The organism is Alteromonas sp. I10, from assembly GCF_003201515.1.
GTDB classification, from domain to species: Bacteria; Pseudomonadota; Gammaproteobacteria; order Enterobacterales; family Alteromonadaceae; genus Alteromonas; species Alteromonas macleodii.
Map to the genome: position 1 here is coordinate 176,400 of NZ_QJJN01000003.1, position 24,287 is coordinate 200,686.

The 24,287-nt window shown below is 45.6% G+C and carries 16 protein-coding genes; 5 read left to right on the forward strand and 11 right to left on the reverse strand.

From position 1 onward, the window contains the following. Nucleotides 1-12: 12 nt before the first annotated feature. Both pstA and BZA03_RS07675 read right to left on the reverse strand, forming a co-directional pair. Complete coding sequence (gene pstA / locus BZA03_RS07670; protein WP_061094323.1) at nucleotides 13-1,572, reverse strand: phosphate ABC transporter permease PstA; 1,560 nt, start codon at nucleotides 1,570-1,572, stop codon at nucleotides 13-15. Continuing rightward, nucleotides 1,565-3,742, reverse strand: coding sequence for an ABC transporter permease subunit (locus BZA03_RS07675; protein WP_110288444.1), 2,178 nt, complete (start codon nucleotides 3,740-3,742; stop codon nucleotides 1,565-1,567). The genes pstA and BZA03_RS07675 overlap by 8 nt, the downstream gene beginning before the upstream one ends. A gap of 209 nt (nucleotides 3,743-3,951) precedes the next feature. On the opposite strand from BZA03_RS07675, the gene BZA03_RS07680 reads away from it, so the two are divergent. The 4 genes from BZA03_RS07680 (at nucleotide 3,952) to BZA03_RS07695 (ending at nucleotide 9,214) form a co-directional block, all read left to right on the forward strand. After that, the gene (locus tag BZA03_RS07680; protein WP_014975755.1) at nucleotides 3,952-4,458 is read left to right on the forward strand and encodes a glycine cleavage system protein R; all 507 of its coding nucleotides are present in this window, start codon (nucleotides 3,952-3,954) and stop codon (nucleotides 4,456-4,458) included. Nucleotides 4,459-4,645: 187 nt separating this feature from the next. Then, a complete protein-coding gene (gene ppk1, locus BZA03_RS07685) occupies nucleotides 4,646-6,718 on the forward strand; it encodes a polyphosphate kinase 1 (protein WP_014948398.1) in 2,073 nt (690 codons plus the stop codon). Nucleotides 6,719-6,734: 16 nt separating this feature from the next. Continuing rightward, nucleotides 6,735-8,297 (forward strand): exopolyphosphatase, encoded by a 1,563-nt coding sequence (ppx, locus tag BZA03_RS07690; RefSeq protein WP_110288445.1) that lies wholly within the window; start codon nucleotides 6,735-6,737, stop codon nucleotides 8,295-8,297. Between the two features lie 149 nt (nucleotides 8,298-8,446). After that, nucleotides 8,447-9,214, forward strand: a complete 768-nt coding sequence (locus tag BZA03_RS07695) for a transporter substrate-binding domain-containing protein (protein WP_110288446.1) — start codon at nucleotides 8,447-8,449, stop codon at nucleotides 9,212-9,214. Nucleotides 9,215-9,238: 24 nt separating this feature from the next. Here BZA03_RS07695 and BZA03_RS07700 read toward each other — a convergent pair whose 3' ends face one another. After that, entirely contained in the window at nucleotides 9,239-11,365 is a 2,127-nt protein-coding gene (locus BZA03_RS07700) for a S9 family peptidase (RefSeq protein WP_110288447.1), read from the reverse strand. Between the two features lie 235 nt (nucleotides 11,366-11,600). On the opposite strand from BZA03_RS07700, the gene BZA03_RS07705 reads away from it, so the two are divergent. Then, the gene (locus BZA03_RS07705; RefSeq protein WP_110288448.1) at nucleotides 11,601-12,050 is read left to right on the forward strand and encodes a hypothetical protein; all 450 of its coding nucleotides are present in this window, start codon (nucleotides 11,601-11,603) and stop codon (nucleotides 12,048-12,050) included. A gap of 107 nt (nucleotides 12,051-12,157) precedes the next feature. Here BZA03_RS07705 and BZA03_RS07710 read toward each other — a convergent pair whose 3' ends face one another. From BZA03_RS07710 to tkt, 8 genes are all read right to left on the reverse strand, one after another. After that, nucleotides 12,158-13,636, reverse strand: coding sequence for a TolC family protein (locus BZA03_RS07710; protein ID WP_110288449.1), 1,479 nt, complete (start codon nucleotides 13,634-13,636; stop codon nucleotides 12,158-12,160). Further along, on the reverse strand, nucleotides 13,626-16,811 hold the full coding sequence (locus BZA03_RS07715; protein ID WP_075176026.1) for an efflux RND transporter permease subunit: 3,186 nt from the start codon (nucleotides 16,809-16,811) through the stop codon (nucleotides 13,626-13,628). The genes BZA03_RS07710 and BZA03_RS07715 overlap by 11 nt, the downstream gene beginning before the upstream one ends. Before the next feature lie 9 nt (nucleotides 16,812-16,820). Beyond that, complete coding sequence (locus BZA03_RS07720; RefSeq protein ID WP_039224934.1) at nucleotides 16,821-17,906, reverse strand: efflux RND transporter periplasmic adaptor subunit; 1,086 nt, start codon at nucleotides 17,904-17,906, stop codon at nucleotides 16,821-16,823. A gap of 195 nt (nucleotides 17,907-18,101) precedes the next feature. Further along, on the reverse strand, nucleotides 18,102-18,416 hold the full coding sequence (locus BZA03_RS07725; RefSeq protein WP_230633693.1) for a hypothetical protein: 315 nt from the start codon (nucleotides 18,414-18,416) through the stop codon (nucleotides 18,102-18,104). Between the two features lie 222 nt (nucleotides 18,417-18,638). After that, complete coding sequence (locus BZA03_RS07730) at nucleotides 18,639-19,538, reverse strand: fructose bisphosphate aldolase (protein WP_039224596.1); 900 nt, start codon at nucleotides 19,536-19,538, stop codon at nucleotides 18,639-18,641. 301 nt (nucleotides 19,539-19,839) lie between these two features. Then, nucleotides 19,840-21,015, reverse strand: a complete 1,176-nt coding sequence (locus BZA03_RS07735; RefSeq protein ID WP_014975742.1) for a phosphoglycerate kinase — start codon at nucleotides 21,013-21,015, stop codon at nucleotides 19,840-19,842. 116 nt (nucleotides 21,016-21,131) lie between these two features. Continuing rightward, nucleotides 21,132-22,142 (reverse strand): erythrose-4-phosphate dehydrogenase, encoded by a 1,011-nt coding sequence (gene epd, locus BZA03_RS07740; RefSeq protein WP_110288450.1) that lies wholly within the window; start codon nucleotides 22,140-22,142, stop codon nucleotides 21,132-21,134. An 18-nt stretch (nucleotides 22,143-22,160) separates the two neighbouring features. After that, nucleotides 22,161-24,152 (reverse strand): transketolase, encoded by a 1,992-nt coding sequence (gene tkt / locus BZA03_RS07745; protein ID WP_110288451.1) that lies wholly within the window; start codon nucleotides 24,150-24,152, stop codon nucleotides 22,161-22,163. Nucleotides 24,153-24,287 lie beyond the last annotated feature (135 nt).

Consider the following 24,287-nt stretch of genomic DNA (forward strand, 5'->3'; position numbering starts at 1 on the left):
ACAAAACCTGTATTATCCTTTGAGATAGCGTTTGCGCAGGCGCGCTCTAAGTACAACTGCCAGAATATTTAATACAAACACCACCACGAGTAAAAGCAAGCAAGCGGCAAACATCATGCTTGCGCTCTTTCCATCAGTTTGGCTGTGAAACGCTCCGTCATAAATAAGCACGCCCAAATGCATAAACTGCCTATCAAGGTGGAGATAAGGAAACTCTCCATCTATGGGCAAGGTTGGCGCAAACTTGACCGCACCCACTAACATAAGTGGCGCTACTTCACCTGCCGCCCTCGCAATCGCCAGAATTACGCCAGTCATAATACCCGGAGACGCAATAGGCAATACGGTACGCACTATAGTCTCAATTTTGGTAGCTCCTAATGCGTAACTGCCCGCTTTCAATCCTTCCGGCACCCTGCGCAAACCTTCTTCAGTCGCCACAATCACTACAGGTAAGGTCAAAATTGCCATGGTTAAGGCAGCCCAGAAAACGCCAGGGCTTCCCATTGTGGGTGCTGGCAGTGTGTCACTAAACAATAGCTCATCAATACTGCCGCCCAAGGTATAAACAAAGAAACCAAGGCCGAATACGCCGTAAACAATAGAAGGTACACCTGCCATGTTGCTTACACTGACACGAATAATGGTGGTAAGCGCCGTGTTAGGTGCATATTCGCTCAAGTAAATAGCGGCTAATACACCAAAGGGCGTTACGATGATGGTCATTAAAAATACCATGAGTACAGTGCCAAACAACGCAGGGAAGACGCCACCTGAGGTATTCGCTTGTTTAGGCGAATCGGTGAGAAAAACACCGATTTCCGAAAACGCCACCTGCCACTTTTCCCATGTACTTAGACGACTGACAAAATCCACATCTTGAATACTAGATATGGGAATAACAAACGGCGTTTCGTCAGCAAAACTTACCAATAAGGTATACTCGGCTCGTGTTGCTTCTAACGCTTCCACACGCTTTTGGTATTCGTCAAACGATGCCACTAAACGCTCTCTTGCTGGCGCGTCGGCAACAACATTACGTTTATCAAATTGAGATAGCGCTTCGTGAATAGGTGCAAGGTGTTGCGTGTTTAAATCTTCAATTTGAGCGCTTATTTGAGCTACTTCCTCTAGCACAATGTCAATGTTACCAAGAGGTTGAGGCGGTTTAGATGGCACAACGATGTATTCAGGAATTGCCAACACACGCCTGCCGTCTAACAGTTTTATTTCTGCGCTTTGGTTTGCAAGTAGAGAAGTCTCTATTTCCTCTCGAGATAACTGGACTTGAAAGCCATAAGGATGCTGAGCATCTGAGAATTTAAGTGTCACATCCTCATTTGTTGATTCATCAAATAGGTTCGCAAGCACCGAAAACCTTGTGCCGTCTTGATGAGTACCGGTAACCGTATAGATGGGCTCTGGCCAAAAATATGCCGTACCTCGAAAACTAATAAGTATAAGAACGCTAACTAGCGCAATAAGCAGCAGACTGGTGAAAAAAGCCGTTAAGCTAATGACTAACGATTGACGCTGTACCGCACTTAACCCAAACGTTGTTCGATTAACCATAGTACGCCCTACTTCTTATACGCTGTCGCAATAGCTCTGCCATGGTGTTTACCAAGAAGGTAAACAGGAACAAAATACACGCGGTGAAAAATAGAATTTGATAGTGCGCCGATGATACATCTGCTTCTGGAAGTTCGATTGCCAAGTTAGCAGTAAGTGCTCGCAAACCTTCTATCAAGCCCCAGCTGGAGATTGGCGTATTTCCCGTCACCATAAGGACTATCATAGTTTCACCAAACGCGCGGCCGAAACCTAGCATAATCGCGGCAACAATACCCGGTAGTGCAACGTGAAGCACAACATGAAGTAAGGTCTGTAGTCGTGTGGCGCCTAAAGCAAAAGAGGCGTGTTTTAAATCATTTGGAACGCCGTTTATGGCATCTTCAGCAAGGGAATAGATACTAGGTGATATGGCCACACCTAACGCTAACGCTACCACTATAGTCGTTTTCCCGATGGGACTATCGGACTCGGCCGCAAGCATTGTAAACCCGTCAACTCCCATTACCGAGAAAATAAGTGAAGGCGCATACTCCACGCTAATATAACCTAAAAGGAACACTCCGCTTATAGCAAATAGTAGCTCTGCTCCGTGTCTTAGCTTCTTTGGTAAGTATTCCGCAACAGGGCGCTGTACCAGGGCAACGACAATAAGCACAAAAGGGATAACGATTAGGAAAAAGGCAAAGGAAAATAAAAACTGCTCAGCTTTTGGCGACAACCAAATAGCCGCGATGAAGCCAATGAGTACACTGGGAATCGCTTCGAGCAATTCGATAGCCGGCTTAATAACGTTGCGAAGGCGGCTTTTAGCAAAAAACGCGGTGTAAATTGCGGCACCGATAGCAACCGGAATAGCAATAAGCAGCGCTAAAAGAGAGGCTTTAATACTGCCTATTAATAGCGGTGTTAAGCTAAACTTTGCCTCTTGAAAATCAGAGGCAGTGGTGGTTTGCCATACGGTTTCTTCCGTTTCATACCCTTCGTAGTGCTGCGGTTCAAACAGAGAGGCCCATGTAGTAACGCCGCTTAAGTGTTTGCCTTCCCATACTGATAAGGTGCTATCTGAATAGCCATAAAGCTTATTGCCGTACCAAATGATATTCTCAGCAGAACGCTCTATCTGTTGTGATGCTACTACATCGCCTGATACACGGTTTACCAACAACACTCTTGCTTTGTCGGTCAGCACTGCCACTAAGTTCATACTGGCATGTTCTGCCACATCCTTAACGTTCTCTCCTGGTAGCGCTACTTGGTAGGTTTGTTCAAAGGTAAGGCCTTTATCGCTTTTGCTCAGCACCCAGCGAGTAAGTGCCTGTGTATTGCTGTTCATTAGGAAAAAGGTGCGGTCTTTAGCAAGTGGGAATACAATCTTCTCATCTATTGACGCTGTGATGTTTCCTGCTATTGGCAGTAGTGACGCCCCTTCATCCGTGAGCCTATTTAGGAAAAGCGCATCATCCACTTGGAGTAACACGCTCTGACTGCCGGGTAACAGTACGAGTCTGTCTATATTATGAAACCGTTTATCCACCACCTGTGTAGGACGAAGCCGATTTACCCAACGGATAAACACTTTATTGTCTTGAACGATAGAAACCACTGCCCATTTTGAAGACAGTGCAATGCTCCAGTCACTGCGTCTCTCCCACTCATCTTTGGGAAGCGCGAACGTAATGCTGTTCGACAACGCCGCTTGCGGCGTACTTGTGGCAATATCCTCTGCGCTACCGTCGGTCATATTGAACGATCTAACCGGTAAAACTCTCACTTGGGCGTTAGGAGAAACGTCTACGATATAGTTCTCTCCCATCACACTGTGGGAAGACAGTCTATGCTCGCAAGGACGGATATAATCGTGATTACTCACCAGAGCATCGCCTTTAAGCAACTTTAATCCCAATCGACAGTCAGACTTCCTAACCAGCATTGGCTGACTGTTAATGATGTCGCCTGCGCTGATAATTTTTTCATTATCTGACGTTTTCAAGCTCAACAGATGATTTAAGCTAGGGGTATATGCTAACGGCAGAGCTTGGCTGATTAGATGGGTAATAAGAATAACTAACGTCAACAAAACAAGGCCGCCGAAGCCGGTCACTACATAGCGTGACCACCTGTCGCTTCTCTGGCGTTTTTTGTTTGTGCTGTTGCTGTCGAAAGTCATGCGGCTGTTTAGTAATTCTTATTTTCGAAATTCTTCATTTTTAAGAAGAATAACCCTAAATTGCACTGGTGAGCAGTGTAAGTTTTGTTATGCTAATAGCAAGTGAAAGTTTAAAGCATTACCTTCGCGCAACCTACTCTGCGCCTATGGTATTACCCAACAGGAAGACGATCAAAGTTTTTCTCTACACGCCCAATAAGGAGCATCGTATGCAATCATTGGTTATAAGCATTATGGGTAAAGACAAGCCGGGTTTAGTAGACGCACTGGCTAAGTGTGTATACAAACATGAAGGCAACTGGCAAGGATCAAGCTTTGCGCATATGGCGGGAATGTTCACCGGTTTTGTAGAAGTACATGTTGCCGATGAGAACAAACAGGGCTTAATCGATGCGCTAGACGCCATTAAAGATTTGTCGGTGCAATCTGTAGCGGTAGCGAGCAGTGAAAATAACAACACCACCAAATTGACGGTTGATGTAATGGGCAATGACAAAACCGGTATTGTCCAAGAGCTTACCTCTGTTTTAAACCAGTTCAATTTGAATATTCTCACCTTTGCTTCACACTGTGAAAGCGCGCCTAACTGGGGCAGCCTGATTTTCAAAGCAAAAGCAGAAATTGCGGTGCCAGAAGATTTTGACGACGGCGCACTGCAAGATTCACTGGAGTCGTTGGCTAACGATTTGGTGGTGGATATTACCGCGAAGCGATAAAAACAAGGGCGTATTTGTGGTGCCATACACTATCCGCGCATCACAATTACGAACTCATCATATTGAAAGTTAATGGAATAACCACAACGCAATGCGTGCGCACTTGCACCAGAATACGTGTTGTCACAGTAGTGTCACTGACTGATGGCAGTCTTTGACCATTTTTATGAACGTGAATTGAGACATTATGGATAACGACGTTTTATATTATCCCAAAGAATTAAGCTGGCTTGCGTTTAACGAACGCGTATTGCAAGAAGCCGCAGATAAAAACAATCCCGCCGTGGAGCGAATTCGTTTTCTTGGTATTTACTCAAATAACCTAGATGAGTTTTATCGCGTGCGCGCCGCTGACGTGAAACGACAAATTACCATTGCGCAAAATGACGGCAATGAAGAGGAAGCTGAACGCCAAACCGCTCTTATGGCGCTTATTCAGAAAAAGGTAGTCCAGCTTTCTGAAAAGTTCGACCAAATTCATAAGGATGTGGTTAAGTCCCTAGCTCGCTACAACATACATATTCTTCGAAAAGACGATTTAGACGATTATCAAAAGCAGTGGGTACGCAACTTCTTCGTTAACAAAGCACTGCGTCACATTGCACCTATTTTAATAGATAAGAAGACCGACCTACTTAGCCGTTTGAACGGTACTTCGGTGTATTTATATGTGGCGCTTAGAAGAAAGGACCGCAATCCTAAATTTGCGGTTATTCAGGTTCCTACCTCTGAAATGTCGCGCTTTATGCTTATCCCACCGCAAAAAAGCCGCAAGAAGAAGAGCATTATTATGCTCGATGACATGATTCAGCTGTGTATCGAAGACATTTTCCGCGGTTTCGTGAAGTTCGACGAAATTGAAGCATTCTCGTTTAAAATGACGCGTGATGCGGAATATTCTATCAACGAAGAAATTGACGAAAGCTTCGTTGAAAAGATGTCTGAAAGTATGAAGCAGCGCCTTATCGCTGAGCCTGTGCGTGTTATCTACGACACGAACATGCCAGAGGACATGAAATCTGACTTGCGCAAGCGACTTAAGATAACCAAGCTAGATACCATGCACGCTGCTGGGCACTATCGTAACTTTAAAGACTTTATTGGCTTCCCTAATGTGGGTCGAGAATATTTAGAGCATACGCCGCTGCCTGCTATCGACAGCAAGGCATTCTCTAAGTACAACACCGTTTTCGATGCCATTACTGCACGAGACATACTACTATACTACCCGTACCATCGCTTCCTACACTTCACCGAGTTTTTGCGTCAGGCGGCTTTCGACCCGAATGTTAAGACCATACGTATTAATATTTATCGTGTTGCCAGTAATTCACGCATTGTAAACTCGTTGATTGACGCGGTAGACAACGGCAAAAAAGTAACCGTTGTGGTAGAACTTCGCGCCCGTTTTGACGAAGAGGCAAATATCGAATGGTCTAAGCGCATGACCGATGCAGGTATACGCGTTGTACTTGGCGTACCTACCCTTAAAATTCACTCTAAACTTTGTATTGTGACCCGTGAAGAACGGGGCAGTTTGGTGAACTATGCGCATTTCGGTACGGGTAACTTCAACGAGAAAACAGCAAAGATCTATACCGACTACAGCTTATTCACCCGTAATCAAGAACTCGCCGATGAAGGCGTGGCGGTATTCGATCTTATTCAGTACCCTTACCGACGCTACAAGTTCCAGCATCTTCAAATATCGCCATTAAACGCCAGAACCAAAATTCAGTCGTTAATTCGTCAAGAAATTCAGCATTTGAACCAAGGCCAAAAGGCACAAATCACTTTCAAAATTAACAACCTTGTTGATAAAGAACTCATTGATGATTTGTACCGGGCTAGCCAGGCGGGGGTTAAGATCCGCGGTATAGTGCGCGGTATGTGCTCACTTAATCCGGGGATAAAAGGAATAAGCGAAAACATCGAAATTATCTCTATTGTTGATAGATTTCTCGAACACCCTCGCGTGATGATTTTTGAAGGTGGCGGCGATAGAAAAGTGTATATCTCTTCTGCTGACTGGATGACCCGTAACATGGACAACCGCATTGAAGTAGGTTGTCCAGTGTATGATAAAGGTCTTCAACAGCGCATTGTTGATATAATGGAGCTACAATTTAAAGATACCCTGAAGGCTCGAGTGATTGACAAGGATCAGAGCAACAAGTACGTTCGCAGGGGAAATCGTAAAAAACTTCGTTCTCAGATAGAAATTTATGACTATTTGAAGAAGCTAGAAGACACTTTGTAGGATAGAAAATTAGTACATGACCCAGCACGAATCAGTTTTTAATGACGTGGAAACCCGCGAAGTCAATAAAGTCGCAGCACTAGACATTGGCTCAAATAGTTTTCACTTAGTAGTAGCACGCATTGTTGCTGGGTCTGTGCAGATTCTGCATAGAGTTAAACAAAAAGTACGCTTGGCCGAAGGTCTCAACGACGACGATATCTTGTCTGATGAAGCGATGGAGCGTGGGCTTGCTATGCTAAAAGTAGTAGCAGAGAGCCTGAAAGGTTTTGAGCCCGACTCCGTGAGAATTGTCGCCACCCATACGTTGCGCAGAGCGCGTAACGCCCGCGATTTTATCAGCGCAGCAAAAGATATCCTTCCCTACCCTATCGAAGTCATTTCTGGTGTAGAAGAAGCGCGACTTATTTATTCAGGCGTTGCACATACTAACCACTCCGACGGCCAACAGCTGGTTATTGATATAGGCGGAGGCTCTACTGAGTTCGTTATTGGCGAAGGTTTTACGCCTTTACTTTGCCGCAGCCTTCAAATGGGCTGCGTAAGCTATACCAAACGGTTTTTCCCTGACGGTGAGCTAAAGCCAAAAGCCTTTGATCGTGCTATCACGGCTGCACAGCAAGAGCTTGAGTTAATAGATAATAAATATCGCAGACTGGGCTGGGTCCAGTGTATCGGTACGTCTGGTACCATTCGTTCGCTGTTTACACTTTGTCAGCAAGACAGACCCAATGGCCACGATATTCCGGTGACACTTAAAAGTTTGCGCAATTTAATGAAGCAATTCATAAGCGCAGGGCATATAGACAAATTAAGCTACCCAGATTTAAGTGAAGATCGTCGTGTGGTTATTGCTGGCGGCCTCGCTATTCTTATCGCCGTTTTCAAAGCGCTAGAGATTGAAGGCTTGGTGTACTCGCCTGCCGCCTTGCGCGAAGGCGTACTTTATCAGATGGAAGATGAGCTTCATCACGCTGATATTCGCGGCAGAACCGCGAGTAGTTTGGCAACCCGCTACGATGTAGATACGTCCCAAGCCACTATGGTGCTTAATACAACCCTTTCACTTTTCAACGATGTTGAAAAAGCATGGAAACTTAAAGGGCGTGACTTTAAAAGCATGCTCGGCTGGGCAGCTTTACTTCACGAAGTCGGCATGCAAATTAACTCTCGAGGCATACAAAAACACAGCGCCTACATTCTTGGTAATGTGGACATGCCTGGGTTTACGCAGGAACAACAATTACTGCTAGCTACGCTCGTGCGATTCCATAGAAAGAAAATTCGAACCAATGAATTGCCCGCATTTAATCTTTTCGATGAGCAGTCGGTTAAGCATTTAATCGCGTTACTGCGTTTGGGTGTACTGCTTAATATTAAACGCCAAGAGGGTTTTGTACCTGACCTCGTTGTTAATGTAGAAAAGAACGAACTGACCATTACCTTCCCCGATGGCTGGTTAGATGAAAAACCTATTATCTCAGCTGACCTGCTACGAGAACGCCACTACTGGAAAGCGCTTGATTTAAAACTCACAGTTGTTCCTGATATCGAGCAATTACATCCCGCGGTAGAATAAGCAAGTACCGACTATCAGCACCTCAAATTGAACATTTTATAGGCAAATATCAGTATTATTTGCCTATAAAACCGGTATACTACGCATTAGCATTACCTTATCTAAAACCTCCAATTGATGTTATTTTTTATAGGTTCTTAACAGTAGTTATGTTTCGTAGTATCTGGATTTTTTTGTTGCTGATTGTAAGTTCATTTGCCTTCGCATCGTCCAACCATGTCTACTTTCTAACCGAGGTCACCCCACCCTATTACTGGATTAATAAGGATGGAAAAGCACAAGGCGTCAACGTAGACCTCGCAAACGCACTAGAACCTCTGCTGCCATTTAGCAGTTCGTTGGAACACATGCCGTGGGCCCGTGCAGTACAAGAAACCCTCGATAATCCCAATCTGGTACTTCTATCTTTATTGAAAACACCGAACAGGGAAGATGAATTTGAGTGGATTTCATCAGTAAATCACATGCAAGCCTCGCTGATCCGCTTAAAGCAGAAAGAGACAGCACACGTAAATTCCTTAGACGACGCAAAGCAGTTCCGAGTAGGCTCAATACGCGGCTATGGCTCAGCATCGTTTTTGCAGCAAGAAGGTTTTGAAGAAAATAAAAACCTCGCTTTGGTTGCTGAGCCAGCACTACTGTGGAAGCTTTTGTATATGGGGCGCATCGACTTTGCATTAGCCAATTTTGAGACAGGAAAGTATGAAATCAGCGACGCAGGCTTTAACCCTAACGACGCAACGAGCGAATATGTTATCGAAGCATTGGGTGCTGATCTTTTTGTTGCCACTGGCCTTAAGACTGAGCAAGACAAAGTAAGCTCACTTAAACATGCGCTTTCGATTTTAAAAGCGAATGGCGAATATGCTCGAATACTAAAAAAATGGGGCCTTGAACCGATTGAGTCGGCGCATTAGCCCCACTTAGTCTCAGCACACTAATTATTGAGCTTCAACTTGCGTACTTTGTGACTGCACGCTGTCGTATTTTTTAAACCACGCCAAGATATTTTCAACTTTACCAATCATTCTAGATGGCTTAGAAGCAATCCCGTGGGGCGATCCAGGTACTTTTACCAGCACGCTATCAACCTTTTGAATCTTTAACGCTTGATAGAACTGCTCGGTCTCAGACATTGGCGTGCGCTTGTCCTCCACTCCCGTGATCAGCATGGTGGGGGTCGTTACATTGCCTACTAGCGATAGCGGTGAGCGCTTCCAGTAGTGCTCTACGTTATCCCAAGGCTTGCCCGGAAATTGGAAAGGGATCTGATATAGACCTGAATCGGCACTCAGCACTTTCGATAACCAGTTGATAACGGGTTTAGCGACTACGGCTGCTTTAAATCGGTTAGTAAGGCCAATGGCATAAGCTGATGCAATGCCACCTGCTGAACCACCAGTAATAAACAGTCGCTCTGGGTCAGCGATACCTTTTTCAATAAGCGCATCTACACCCGACATATGGTCTGAGAAGTCATATTCCGAACTGTATTTCCCTTGAAGTAGCAATGCGAAGCGTTCTCCATAACCTGTACTGCCTCTGTGATTATCATAAAACACCACATAGCCCTCTGCAGCCATGCGCTGCAGTTCAGCAGTGAAAACAGGGCCATAAGCGAGATTAGGTCCGCCGTGAATTTCTAAGATAAGCGGATACGTTTTCGAGCTGTCATAGTTTGGCGGCAGAATGTACCACCCCTGGATTTCTTCGCCATCAATAGAAGACGGATAGACAATTTCTTTTACTTCGCCAAGTTGCTTATGACCTAGAACGTCTTCATTGAGCGCTGTTAGCTGTCGCTCGTTTCGCGTAGTGACATATAAATCAGCGGGGCGATCGGTACGTCCTTTGGTGTAAGCCACTACATCACCGACAGCGTGATAAGTGCCAAATACGTAAGGTCGTCCTAACGTTGTACCGCCCAGCCCCTTAGCTACGGCTTTTACGCTGCCCGATAGTGATACTACATCTACCTGCGCTAAACCGCGAACCGACTGCTGAAAATAAACGTGCTTATTATCTTTCCAGTGAAAGTTAGACACTGAATTATCAACGTCTTTTGTTAAGTTTTTGGCATCTGTACCGTCACTTTTCATCACGTACAAATAGCTATTTTTATACATCACCTTTTCGTCATCGCGGCGAGCGTAAGCTATGTACTTTCCATCAGGCGATACGACAGGCGATGATTCGAGGCCTTTGTCGTTGGTAAGTTGCTCGATATTTCCCATCATATCCACAGAGAAGATATCCCCCTCTACAGGCTCATATTCCCAATTGTCACTGCGGTTGGCAGAGAAATAGATTTTGTCGCTATCAGGAGAGAAACTTAAGCGCCCATTGTGGTGATAGTTCCCTGAAGTAAGCTGTCGTGCTGTGCCTCCGTCAGCAGGAACAATAAAAATATGGGTGTAAGCAGGTTCAAGAATGCCTCGGCCATCGGCTTGATAGCGCGCTTTGGTAATATATTGAAAGCTAGGAGACCACTTTGCACCGTCAGGCTTTTTAGGCATTTTAATGTCTAGCGGCTTTTCCTTGGCATCAACGCTCATAGTGAAAGCAATGTGCTTACCATCTGGCGACCAAGTGATGTTACTTGGGTTTGAGGTGACATTTGTTACGAGTGCCGTTTGCCCTGTATCCATCCAACGCACATACAATTGCGGTTTACCTTCTTCATTAGAAAGGTAAGCCAATCGGCTACCGTCAGGTGACCAGCGAATAGAATAGTAACTCTTTTTCGACGACAGTAAGGGGCGGTGTGACTTTCCATCAACCGACGCTAGCCAGACGTTCGCTCGACTGCTATCCGACATAATGTCGTTTGAACGGCGCACATACGCAACATATTTACCGTTTGGCGACACCTGAACTTCGCTCACGTATTCCAAATTAAAAATATCTTCCGATTTAAAATAGCGTTCAGAGTCGGTAGTAAGAGATTCTCTCTCATTGCTTGCAAGCGCTGTGGATGGCATAGCTAGCGTGCCTACGCTAAATAGTGCAGCCCATATAGCAAACCGTTTTTTGACTGACGGGTACCTGTGATTTCTCGTAAAAGACATATCTCACCTTAATCTATTTGTTCTTATCCGTTCTTTTTTTATGGGGTGATCACGTTGTAGTGATGCATTTATCGTCTCCATATTACTGAATATATTCAGCCAATAAAGATTAAACGTTGAGCGACATCGCTAGGCGATTAAGCGCAGTACACAGGGGCGCTGGCTTTAGCCGAATGGTTAGTTGCGTGATAGCAGTAAAGTGCTAACTTCTATATAAGGCTTAAAGGTAATGCCCATGAATAATCCACACGGCGAGTTTGAATGTAGCGTAAGCGGTCAGTTGCTGCTCTTCTCAGCGCGCGGACCGTGGAATGACGAAACCATGAGAAATGGCGTAGTAAAGATGTCTTCTGACATTTCAAAATTCGAAAAGGGCACTAAATGGGCACAAGTAAGCTGTCTTTACGGTGAAAGCCTGATGCCCCCTTCCACCTTTGATATTTTTGTAAAACAAACTCGGGTAAGAAAAACCCGCGGCCTGTCGTTTCTTGCCGTGGTGATATTAGATACCGACATTATGCTGACAACTAAGCATCAGATTTCTCAGTGCTACGACGCTGCCGAAGTTCCTTATGGCTTTTACGAAACGGTAGAAGATGCTTTGGAAGCGATGACGAATAATGGCTATGATTTTGATAGTGACGAAGCTGAGCGCTTTTTTGCCCGCTTTGACTTTACGCGTTAACATTTAACACCGCATGCGTTCTGCTTTTGTCACACGTTGAGTCTGAAATTCACCGCCAGCTTTTGATAAAGGCGAAAAAAAGGAGAGCGAGCGCTCTCCTTTTTATTTTAAGACTGCCATCCGCCTCCGAGTGCCTGATACAAATCGACCAGTGCGGCCATTTGCTGCTGACGAGTTTCTATAAACTCGCTACGCGCTTCCAGTGCTTCTCGTTGCGCAAGCAGCACCTCTAAATATTCACCATGAGCTGACGAAAAAAGCCTATTGGCAATATCAATCGACTGTTCGAGTGAAGCAATTTGATGACGCCGTGCTTCAGCACTTTTCTCCAAATTATCAAGCTTCGATAAACTGTTTGTTACTTCAGCTACCGCCGTTAAAACGGTCAGTTCATATTCGTAAGCCGCTTCAATTTGTTCGGCGCTGGCATTTTGATAAACCGCCTCAATCGCCCTGCGGTTTATTAATGGCGCAAAAACATCACCAGATAAGGAATATGCCAATGACTCAGGCACATTAAACAAGTAACGACTATCAAACGCCGATAAACCTACCCCTGCTTTTAGCTCAAAAGAAGGGTAGAAGTTGGCTTTAGCCACATCGATATTTAACTCTGCTGCTTGGAGCGTGAGTGCAGCTTGTTTTATATCAGGGCGATTGTCTAATAGCGTAGAGGGTACACCCACCTGCGGGCTTTTTAGCTCGGCGCTGAGCAACACGTTACTGTCCCTTTGAATGGGCTGTGGAGTGCGTCCTAATAACAGATTGAGCGTGTTCTCTTTCTCTAGGATTTCCTGCTCAATCAAGTAACGCTCGCTCTCGTTTTTCTTCACTTCCGCGTTAAAGCGCGCAACGGGTAGCGATGACGCCCGCCCGTATTCTTTCAACGCATTAATAGTGTGAATAACATTGCGCTGTAGCGAAATGGTTGAGTCAAGATTCTCTAGCTTGTTATCTAGCGCCAGCAGTTCATAGTAAGTACGCGCAACTTCAGATACTAACTGGGTAACGAAAAAGTTCTTACTTTCAACCGACGCCAAGTATTCAAGCGAGGCCACTTTAGACGCATCTCTCAGCTTATGCCAAACGTCAATTTCCCACGACGCATTAAGGCCTAGCTTTAGGTTTGCCAGCGGGTCAGGAAATTCTTTATCCTCCTTGATATTTAACTGTTCTTCTACTGCGCCTTCCCGGGTATATTCGCCTACCTTTTCGGTTTCAGCGGCTACCCCCGCAGAGAGTCGAGGCAAATATTCCCCTTCCCGTGCATACACTTCATTCGACGCCATATTAATGCGTTGAATTAATATAGACACCTCTTGGTTGTTCTTAACCGCCGTATCCACCAGCGCAGAAAGCGTAGGGTCGTTAAACCACTCACTCCATTGAATATTTGCTTGTGTACTCTGGTTAATCCCTTGACCAGCCTGAGTATCCACTTGCGAAACTTTCGCGTTAAACTGCTCTGGCAAATCTAGATTAGGGTTTCGCGTTTCAATGGTAGGGATGGCACATGCCTGTACTAACAACGCACTACTAAGCGCTAACCACAGCGGCTTATAAGTAAATCGCTTTTTATTTATCATCGCTTAGCACCTCATCGTTATAGTGGTAAGTTTCAGTAAGAGGGACATGATCTTCGTTTTTGATTAATGACTTACCTTCTTCAAGTTTGGCGAACAAGTAGTAAAGCCCAGGAATAACCAGCACACCAAAAATAGTGCCGAACAAAGTACCGCCTAAGGCAGAAGCACCAATAGTTCTATTTCCCACTGCGCCTGCCCCCGTTGCAATAACAAGCGGAATTAGCCCTGCTACAAACGAGAACGATGTCATTAAGATTGGACGGAAGCGCTGTTTGGCCGCTTCAACAGCTGCGTCAGCGATCGATAAGCCCTGCTGATTTTTTTGCACTGCGTATTCCACAATAAGCACGGCATTTTTGCCGAGTAACCCAACCAGCATAACTAAGCCAAGCTGCGCATAAACGTCGTTGGCCAGCCCCATTCCTTTTAGAAACAGGAATGAGCCGAGAATACCGGTAGGTAGTGAAAGAATGACTGCGAAAGGTAGAAGCAGACTTTCGTATTGTGATGCCAGCACGATATATACAAACAACAATACTACGGCAAAGATAACGATGGCTTCATTGCCTCGTTTAGCCTCGTCAAATGACAGGCCTTCCCAACCTATGTCATATCCTTTTGGCAGGGTTGCAGCCGCTACTTCCTCAACTGCTTTTATCGCTTGCGCCGAGGTATACCCTGCTGCAGGCTCTGCACGAATTGCTGCCGAGGTATAAAGGTTGTAGCGTGTAATTTCATTAGGGCCTTGGGTTTTAATCAGCTTCATAAAGGCCGAGTAAGGCACCATTTCACCCTCTTCATTTTTCACGTAGTAATCCAATAGGTCACTGGGATAACGACGATATTCCGGTGCACTTTGTGTGTACACTTTGAAGAAGTTATTAAAGCGCGTGAAGCCTTGCTCATAAGTACTACCAATAAGAATATTCAAATTCTCCATGGCCGCGCCAATAGATACCCCTTTCTGCATTGCAGCTTGGTTATCTATCTCAATTTTGTATTGAGGATAATCGGCCGCGTAAAACGTGAATAAACCTTTTAGCTCATCACGTTTACCGAGTTCTTCCATGAAGGCTTTGTTGATTTGGTCGAACTCTTGATAGTCGGTAGTGTTGGTTTTATCGAGTAAACGAAATGATAACCCCGACGACGCGCCATAACCCGGCACAACAGGCGGTTCGAAATACTCAATCACTGCACCTAAGTGGTGTGTCTTGGCTTCCAGTTCTTCAATGATGTCACGTACCGACTGTTCGCGATTAGCCCAATCTTCAAGGTTAATCAAGCAGGTGCCTGCATTTGAACCTCGACCTTCCGTAAGGATTTCATAGCCAGCAAGCGAGGACACCGAGGAGACGCCTTCAACGTCCAGCGCCAAGCTTTGCAGCTCTCGCGCTACTGTATTCGTCGCTTCAAGGGTACTACCTGGCGGTGTTTGAATAATGGCATAGATTTGCCCTTGGTCTTCACCGGGAATAAAGCCTGTAGGTAATGCCTGATTAACGCCAAAGGTACTTACCACAAAGCCCGCAAGCAGCACTACAGTAACACTGCGGCGTGTAACGATAGCTTTGATAATGCCTGTATAACGACCGGTTAACTTATTGAAATAATGGTTAAACCCATCAATAAACTTGCTTAATGGCGTTGCTTTTCTTGTGTGTGAATGAGGGTTTTTAAGCAACATTGCACACAGCACTGGCGTTAATGAAAGCGCCACAATACACGAGATGATAATTGACGATGACATGGTAATAGAGAACTGGCGATAGAAGACACCTACCGGGCCCGTCATAAAAATAAGGGGCACAAAAACCGCCGTCATCACAAGTGTAATCGCGATAATAGCTCCCCCCATTTCACCCAGTACTTGTTGGGTAGCCATATAAGGGGTTAGGCTGCTGCTTTCTTCCATTTTCGCGTGAACGGCCTCCACGATAACAATAGCGTTATCCACCACAATCCCTATAGCTAGTACCAATGCGAACAGAGTAATAAGGTTTATGTTCACCCCTGTGGCCTGCATGCAGAAAAACGTCCCTACCAGTGAAACCGGCACAGCAAGAAGCGGGATAAGTGTGGAGCGCCAGTCACCCAGAAAGATGAACACCACCAAGGAAACCAAAATAAAGGCTTCAAACAAGGTATGCAGCACTTGTTCAATAGAGGCATCTAGAAACTTGGAAACATCGTAGTTGATTTCGTACTTCATGCCTTCTGGAAACGTTTTTTCTAGTTCAGCCATAGTGGCTTTCACCTGAGAAATAACCTCGTTGGCACTACTTCCGTAGTTCTGCTTAAGTACTATGGCAGCGGAAGGATATCCGTCTTTGTTCGAATAAATATCGAAAAATTCACTACTTAACTCAACATCGGCAATATCACCTAATTTGAGCAAGCGACCGTCGGAGTCGGCGCGAATAATGATATTTTTATATTCTTCAGGCTCGTCATAACGTCCTTCGTAAATAAGCACGTATTCTTTGGACTGAGCAGTAATGCCTGAGCTTCTGCCAAGTCGCCCAGGGCGTCCAATCAAGCTTTGCTCGTCTATCGATTCCATGATCTCATCTACAGAAACATTGTAAGCACGCATGCGATCAGGCTTTAACCAAATTCGCATGGCGTACTGGCGACTTCCCAATATTTTTGCACTGGCAATACCGTTTACCCGCTGTATCTCTGGAATAAGGTTGATATTGGAATAGTTGTACAGAAACTTTTCATCAGCCGTTTCGTCCGTGCTATAAACGTTTATGTACATCAACATGCTAGGCTGAACCCGCTCTAGTACCACCCCTTCTAACTGCACGAGCTGGGGCAGCCGGTTCATGATCTGGTCAAGCCGCGTTTTCACATTAATGAGCGCCTGATTCGGATCTACATCTAAATCGAAGATAACTTGAATGGTGGCTTCACCCGCGCTGGTCGCATCAGACACGATGTACTTCATGCCCGGCACACCGTTGATTGAACGCTCAATGGTAACCAGCGATGACTTCACCAATACATCAGCGCTCGAACCGGGATATGCCAGAGAAATAAGCACTCGCGGCGGAGCAATATCTGGAAACTGTGACGTGGGTAGGCTAAACACCGACAACACGCCCAAAAATATAATCATCAGCGATAGCATGATGGCCATCACTGGACGTTTAATAAAAACTCCAAACATAGCGCCCCCTTATTCTGCGTGCAGTGACAGTTCAGCTAATGTGTCGCTGGCTGAAATAAGTTCAGGCTCTATCTCATCACCGTTCGAAACTCTTCGCAGTCCTTCAATCAAAATAGTGTCGTCCGGCGCTAGTCCGTCTGAAACCAGATAGATGTTAGGGAGTTCTGCAGCGATGTTAATGTGGCGGGTTGCTAACTTGTTCTCGCTATCCAGCACATATACAAAGCTTTGATCGAGAATTTCGAATGTGGCTTTCTGAGGAATAACTAAAGCATCCGGATAGGCAATATCCACCATGACATTACCGGTTTGCCCATGTCTTAGCAGTTGGTCTGGGTTAGGGAAAGACGCACGCATTTCAATGGTACCGGTATGATTATCAAAATCAGCTTCAATGGCATCTATCACGCCTTGATGCGCGTAAATACTGCCATCGGCAAGCTTTAATCGCACTGACGTTTGATCATTTGATGCGCTGTTCTGCGCGTACTTTAAATACTCTGATTCAGGCACATTGAAATACACCCACATTGTGCTGATATCAGACAATGTGGTGAGCAGTTCGCCCTCATCAAGCAAACTTCCCGTTCGAGCTTCCAGTCGGTCCATTTTGCCTGTGAACGGCGCTTTGATATCTGTGAATGCTAAGTGAGTCTTTGCCAGTTCAACTTCAGCCTGAGCTTTTTGAAGCTGTGCTTCTATGACGGCAAGTTCGTTAGGAGAAACAATGTTTTGTTCAACAAGCGACTTTGTATTTTTGTACTCCATCTCTACCGATTTAGCCTCGGCTTCAGCGCGGTGTAGTTCAGCTTCATATACGTTCGGCATTATTTTGAACATGGGCTGGCCACGTTCTACCGTTTGTCCCTCATCAACAAAGGTCGATTGAAGATAGCCTTTTTCCATAGCTCTAACTTCAATATGTTGAATGGCACGTATCTGACTGACGTACTCTTTTACCAGCGTTGTGTCTTGTACGATAGGATGAGTAACGTTGAATTGAAGTTTTTCGTGATGCGCAGCATGTTCTTCATGTCCACAACCACCTAAAAGTGCGGAAACAATGCTTACTGCAAGAAGTGCTTTTTTGCTCATAATGTAAATTCGTAATAAAAAGGCTAATCGTGACATGCCTTATAAAAAGACAGCATGCCACTAGCGCGCTTTCAGCAAATAGGTTCACCGCTGATAATTAAGCACGCAAAAACATCCAGCAAAGCGCTGGCGCGTTGTTAGGAATATCGAATTAACGTGTTTTTTAGGTAGCCAATAACCGCTAAACCTAAAAAACTAAGCAATAGGCGGCGCTCGGGTTAACGGCGTTGCGTAGTTAAGGGATGTTTTGAAAAGCCCACGCGGACGTGGTTTTGCGGTATCCGTGAAGGAGTCCGTAATGTAATCCAGCACAACATTTTGTGGCGGGACGGGCTCTTCCGGCGCACTTTCCTCAGTATCAAATTCAAATGAATATTCTGAGATAGAAGCATCAAAATGATGCTTGAACGTGATCGGCTTGTAATCCTGTTTAAGTCCAGATAAGCAAGTAAACAACAACGCAATTAATGCGTATATGGTGTACTGCTTCATGTACTGATGATTATTCACCGATGATTATTCCAGAAATTCAATTATATAAGGAAAATAGCGGCGTTATGCTACACAGGCGATTACGCTTTTACAAGAAACATTCTTGCTAGTAAACGCAGGCAATAAGCGATTGCACGTTTTCAGAATCGACAAAAGCGGAATGGAATAAGAAGTGACAAAACCGCACAACGAAAAAGAGCGCCATTAGGCGCTCTTTATAATCAATTTAAAAGGAGAGAATTAAGCTTTAGACGCTTGGTAGATACCTTCAATTGCAGTATCAAGCGTTGCTTCAAACTCTTCTTGAGTTTGCTGTGCAGATACGCCTTCTGTCAGTGCGCGAGAGAAACTCGCGATCATACCTTGGTTTTCTGCCAGCTTCGCGTTTGCTTCCTCGCGGCTATAGCCACCAGATAGCGCCACTACTTTAAGTACGCGAGGATGGTCAACAAGCTCTTTATAGAAGTTTGCTTCTGTCGGAAGCGTAAGCTTAAGCATAACTTCCTGACCTTCGTTTAGAAGGTTAAGCTGCGTTAGGATCTCTAATTTAAGAAGTGCTTCAGCTTCTGCTTTTTGTGGGCTGTGGATGTCTACTTCTGGCTCGATAATCGGAACAAGGCCTGCGGCTAAGATTTGCTTACCCACTTCAAATTGCTGAGCAACAACATCTTTAATACCTTGGTGATTCGCAAGCTTAACCACGCTGCGCATTTTAGTGCCAAATACATCTTGCTCTACCGCTTTAGCTAGCAGTGCATCAAGACCAGGCATTGGCTTCATTACTTGAACGCCATTGCTTTCTTCTGCTAATCCTTTATCTACCTTTAGGAACGGAATTACGCGCTTCTTCTGCCATAAGAAATGTGCAGAAGACATGCCTTCAATCTCTCTATCAAGGGTGTTTTCAAACAAGATTGCGCCAAGAACGCGCTCGCCGCTAAAAGGGGTGCTGGTGATAATGCGTGTACGCATTTCGTGAACAAGATTAAACATCTCTTCGTCTGAGCTATACTCTGACTCTTCGATGCCGTATAAGCGCAACGCTTTAGGGGTACTACCGCCGCTTTGATCTAACGCTGCAATAAAACCGGTTTGCGTCTTCAGTTTATCCAGCATTGCCTGCTGAGCTTGTGATGCCATTGCAACACTCCTTTTGTATATTACTGCCTTAATAGACAGGTGTAGGGTTTATTGTTATACCAATTCTATTAAAGATCTGTTTGTCTCAGACGCAACATGCCAGCACCTTAAGTAAACACATCTGTAATAAAGTTGGTATTTATGCCTGCGTACTTCACTGTTTCGCAGGTGTAATCGTTTCCGATTAAAAGGTCACGCTCAAAAATGCTGTTACTGAGCGTGACACTTATGGGGTAACGTTTGTACTATGCCTTAGCTATCTAGAGCTTTAAAACGCAGCGTTTACATGCAGCGCCCAGGCTTATTTATTTTTTTCTTCTAGTACTGCTACCGCTGGTAGTGTTTTGCCTTCCAAGAACTCTAGGAACGCGCCACCACCTGTTGAAATATAAGAGACCTTATCGGCAATCCCGTATTTATCAACTGCTGCTAGTGTATCACCACCACCTGCGATTGAGAATGCGTCGCTTGCCGCAATCGCTTCAGACAGCGCTTTTGTTCCAGCACTGAACTGTTCAAATTCAAATACGCCTACAGGGCCATTCCATACAATGGTTCCCGCGTTCTTGATAATGTCCTCTAACGCCTTTGAAGAGTCTGGACCAATATCAAAAATCATATCGTCGTCGGCAACGTCACTGACTACTTTTAGCGTCGCTTCGGTATTCTCATCAAACGCTTTGCCCACGACCACATCTGTAGGTACTGGAATATTACCGCCATTCGCCTGTGCTTCATTCATAAGCTGCGTGGCTTGCTCGGTAAGGTCCATCTCTACTAGTGACTTACCTACATTATGGCCTTGAGCAGCAATGAAAGTGTTGGCAATACCGCCACCAACAATCAGCTGGTCAACTTTTTCAGCAAGTGTTTTGAGTACCGTTAACTTGGTAGATACTTTAGAGCCACCCACAATAGCAACCATTGGACGCTTAGGGTTGTCTAGCGCTTTGCCAAGTGCGTCTAATTCTGCAGCAAGTAATGGGCCAGCACAGGCTTTTGGTGCAAATTTAGCAACGCCATGAGTAGACGCTTGTGCGCGGTGAGCAGTACCGAACGCATCCATAACAAAGATATCGCAAAGTGCTGCGTACTGTTTTGCTAACGTTTCGTCGTCCTTCTTTTCGCCGTTATTAAAACGTACGTTTTCAAGGATAACTAATTCGCCGTCTGCAAGCTCCACGCCATCTAGGTAATCTTTTACAAGCTTAACCGGTACGTCTAGGGCGTCATTAAGATAATCAACAACAGGTTGAAGAGAGAATTCGTCTGCAGGCTCGCCTTCAGTAGGACGACCAAGGTGAGACATCACCATAACTGCCGCACCTGCGTCTAGGGCTGCTTTAATCGTAGGGATTGATGCTTTGATACGCGCATCAGAGGTTACTTTGCCGTCTTTTACCGGCACGTTTAAATCTTGTCTAATTAATACGCGCTGACCTTTTAGGGCCATATCGCTCATGCTTGGAATTGCCATCGTCTTTCCTATGTTAATTTAAATTCAGTAGAGCGTGTTTTGAAGGTAAGACACGCTCAAATTAACTGTGAAAGCTGCGCGGGCTGGTGCTACCAACCCTTGGCAGCATCAATGCTTTATTTTGCGTCGAACATCACTTTTGCGGTATCGAGCATACGGTTTGCAAAACCCCATTCGTTGTCACTCCATACTAGTGTTTTAACCAGTTGTTTGTGACTGACTCTTGTTTGTGTGCCATCTACAATACACGAGTGAGGGTCGTGATTGAAATCTACCGACACCAAAGGCTCTTCGGTGTAGTCCAAAATGCCCTGTAAACGCCCCGCTTTTGCATTGCGAAGGGCTTGGTTCACTTGCTCAATCGTTACCTTAGATTGAAGCGTTACACTCAAATCCATGGCAGTAACATTGATAGTTGGCACTCGAACCGCAATGGCTTCGAATTTTCCCGCAAACTTAGGCAGAATGCGCTCTATACCGGCAGCAAGTCGGGTATCAACGGGAATAATCGACTGACTTGCAGCACGGGTTCTGCGCAAATCTTCGTGATAGGCGTCGATAACTTGCTGGTCGTGCATAGACGCGTGAATGGTTGTGATCGTACCACTTTCAACACCGAACGCAGCGTCTAGCGCTTGGATAACAGGAACAATGCAGTTTGTGGTGCAAGAGCCGTTGGAGACTAATTTTTGTTCACTGGTCAACGTGTCTTCATTGGTTCCGAAAATGACCGTATTGTCTAAATCTGGTGACCCGGGTGACGAGAAAAGCACTTTGCCAGCGCCGGCATCTAAATGTGCTTGCCCCGATGCTCTGTCATCAAACTTGCCCGTACACTCAAGCACAATATCAACGCCCAAGTCTTTCCAGGGTAGGTCTTTAATATCGCTTATCGCGAGCAGTGTAATATCGTCGCCTGCGACATTTAGCGTGTTATTTTCTAAGGCCACATCAAAACGGAACCGCCCGTGGGCGGTATCGTATTTAAGTAAATGTGCTATGCCTTCGGGTTTAGCAATGTCGTTAATGGCCACCACGTTAAATTCGTTGTTGCGCCCACTTTCATACAGCGCGCGCAACACGTTACGACCAATACGACCAAACCCATTTATGGCAATATTTACCATAGGCTTATCTATTACCTCTTACAGAGACAGTGCAGCCTCTACTACAGCGTCAGTGGTAATGTTGAAGTGCTTGAACAGGTCGCCCGCAGGTGCAGATTCACCAAAGGTGTCCATGCCTACGATAGCGCCATTAAAGCCAACGTACTTGTACCAGCTATCTTTAGACAAGGCTTCAACCGCTACGCGTTTAACTACGCTAGAAGGTAGTACACTTTCACGGTAGTCAGCAGACTGACGGTCAAATACGTCAGTTGATGGCATAGACACTACGCGAACGGCTTTGCCTTGCTCGGTCAGTTTCGCTGCGGCTTCAACGGCTAGCTGAACCTCAGAACCGGTACCAATAAGAATAAGTTCTGGCGTACCTTCACAGTCTTTAAGTACGTAACCGCCTTTGGCAATGTTAGCCACTTGGTCAGCCGTTCGCTCTTGCTGCGCTAAGCCTTGACGTGTGAAGATCAGCGTTGTTGGGCCGTCAGTGCGCTCAATAGCAGACTTCCACGACACAGCAGACTCAACCTGATCACAAGGACGCCAGTTATCAAGGTTAGGCGTTGCTCGTAGCGCTACCACCTGCTCTACTGGCTGGTGAGTTGGGCCGTCTTCACCTAGACCAATTGAATCGTGGGTGTAAACGAAAATTGCAGGCTGCTTCATTAGCGCTGCCATGCGTACCGCGTTGCGTGCATATTCCATAAACATTAGGAAGGTTGCACCATATGCCTTAAAGCCACCGTGAAGGGCAATACCATTCATCATGGCCGACATACCAAACTCACGTACACCGTAATAAATGTAGTTACCTGATGCATCGTTTGCTTCAACGCCTTTGCTGCCTTCCCAAATAGTAAGGTTAGAACCTGCAAGGTCAGCAGAGCCGCCTAATAGCTCAGGAAGTAGTGGACCAAATGCGTTTAATGCATTTTGCGACGCTTTACGTGAAGCAATATTTTGTGGGTTAGCTTGAAGCTCTGCAATAATTGCATCTGCTTTTTCGCTGAAATCTGCTGGCAACTCGCCATTTACGCGGCGTTTGAACTCTGTTGCAAGCTCTGGGTAGGCGGCTTCGTATGCTGCGAAAGCGTCATTCCACGCGCTCTCCGCGTTTGAACCTTTCTCTTTAGCATCCCAACCAGCGTAAATATCGTCTGGAATTTCGAACGCGCCATGGCTCCAGCCAAGCTTCTCGCGAGTAGCGACAATTTCGTCCTCACCTAGTGGTGCACCGTGACAAGACTCGGTACCTTCTTTATTAGGTGAACCGAAACCAATGGTGGTTTTACAACAAATAAGCGTAGGCTGCGCAGTATTCGCCTGTGCCTTTTCAATGGCGGCTTTCACTTGCTCTGCATCGTGACCGTCAACGCCATCGATCACTTCCCAACCGTAGCTCTTGAAGCGTGCTGGTGTATCGTCGGTAAACCAACCTTCCACTTCACCATCAATTGAAATGCCGTTGTCATCCCAAAACGCGATAAGCTTACCAAGGCCTAGTGTACCGGCTAGTGAACAGGTCTCGTGTGAGATACCTTCCATCAAGCAGCCGTCACCTAGGAATGCGTAGGTGTGGTGGTCAACAATAGTGTGACCATCTTTGTTAAATTGTGCAGCTAGTACTTTTTCGGCAAGCGCCATGCCCACAGCATTACTGATACCTTGGCCTAGTGGGCCAGTGGTCGTTTCAACACCTGGCGCATAGCCATATTCTGGATGGCCTGGCGTTTTTGAATGCAATTGGCGGAAATTCTTTAACTCTTCAATTGGCAGTTCGTAGCCTGAAAGGTGAAGAAGAGAGTACAACAGCATCGAGCCGTGACCATTTGAAAGCACAAAGCGATCGCGGTTAGCCCAAGATGGGTTTGCAGGGTTGTGTGATAAGAAATCACCCCATAGTACCTGTGCGATATCAGCCATCCCCATTGGGGCACCTGGGTGACCAGATTTAGCTTGTTGAACGGCATCCATGCTTAATGCACGGATTGCATTGGCGAGTTCACGACGAGAGGGCATGTTGTCTCCTGATTTATTTTGTATCTTTTGTTTCGTATCTTAGCGGGCTAGGCAAGCTAGACTAGCGTAGAGGTAAGGCGTTCGCTCTACTTCTTTATACGAATGAATGTGGCGTTATTCTTACCTATGCCACCT

Bases quoted from the DNA above. Each gene is read 5' to 3' on its own strand.
- tkt (WP_110288451.1), bottom strand. From the start codon at position 24,152: ATGCCCTCTCGTCGTGAACTCGCCAATGCAATCCGTGCATTAAGCATG.
- pstA (WP_061094323.1), bottom strand. From the start codon at position 1,572: ATGGTTAATCGAACAACGTTTGGGTTAAGTGCGGTACAGCGTCAATCG.
- BZA03_RS07680 (WP_014975755.1), top strand. From the start codon at position 3,952: ATGCAATCATTGGTTATAAGCATTATGGGTAAAGACAAGCCGGGTTTA.
- BZA03_RS07720 (WP_039224934.1), bottom strand. From the start codon at position 17,906: ATGAGCAAAAAAGCACTTCTTGCAGTAAGCATTGTTTCCGCACTTTTA.
- BZA03_RS07700 (WP_110288447.1), bottom strand. From the start codon at position 11,365: ATGTCTTTTACGAGAAATCACAGGTACCCGTCAGTCAAAAAACGGTTT.
- ppx (WP_110288445.1), top strand. From the start codon at position 6,735: ATGACCCAGCACGAATCAGTTTTTAATGACGTGGAAACCCGCGAAGTC.
- BZA03_RS07730 (WP_039224596.1), bottom strand. From the start codon at position 19,538: ATGGCATCACAAGCTCAGCAGGCAATGCTGGATAAACTGAAGACGCAA.
- BZA03_RS07710 (WP_110288449.1), bottom strand. From the start codon at position 13,636: ATGATAAATAAAAAGCGATTTACTTATAAGCCGCTGTGGTTAGCGCTT.
- BZA03_RS07695 (WP_110288446.1), top strand. From the start codon at position 8,447: ATGTTTCGTAGTATCTGGATTTTTTTGTTGCTGATTGTAAGTTCATTT.
- BZA03_RS07715 (WP_075176026.1), bottom strand. From the start codon at position 16,811: ATGTTTGGAGTTTTTATTAAACGTCCAGTGATGGCCATCATGCTATCG.
- epd (WP_110288450.1), bottom strand. From the start codon at position 22,142: ATGGTAAATATTGCCATAAATGGGTTTGGTCGTATTGGTCGTAACGTG.
- BZA03_RS07735 (WP_014975742.1), bottom strand. From the start codon at position 21,015: ATGGCAATTCCAAGCATGAGCGATATGGCCCTAAAAGGTCAGCGCGTA.
- BZA03_RS07705 (WP_110288448.1), top strand. From the start codon at position 11,601: ATGAATAATCCACACGGCGAGTTTGAATGTAGCGTAAGCGGTCAGTTG.
- ppk1 (WP_014948398.1), top strand. From the start codon at position 4,646: ATGGATAACGACGTTTTATATTATCCCAAAGAATTAAGCTGGCTTGCG.
- BZA03_RS07675 (WP_110288444.1), bottom strand. From the start codon at position 3,742: ATGACTTTCGACAGCAACAGCACAAACAAAAAACGCCAGAGAAGCGAC.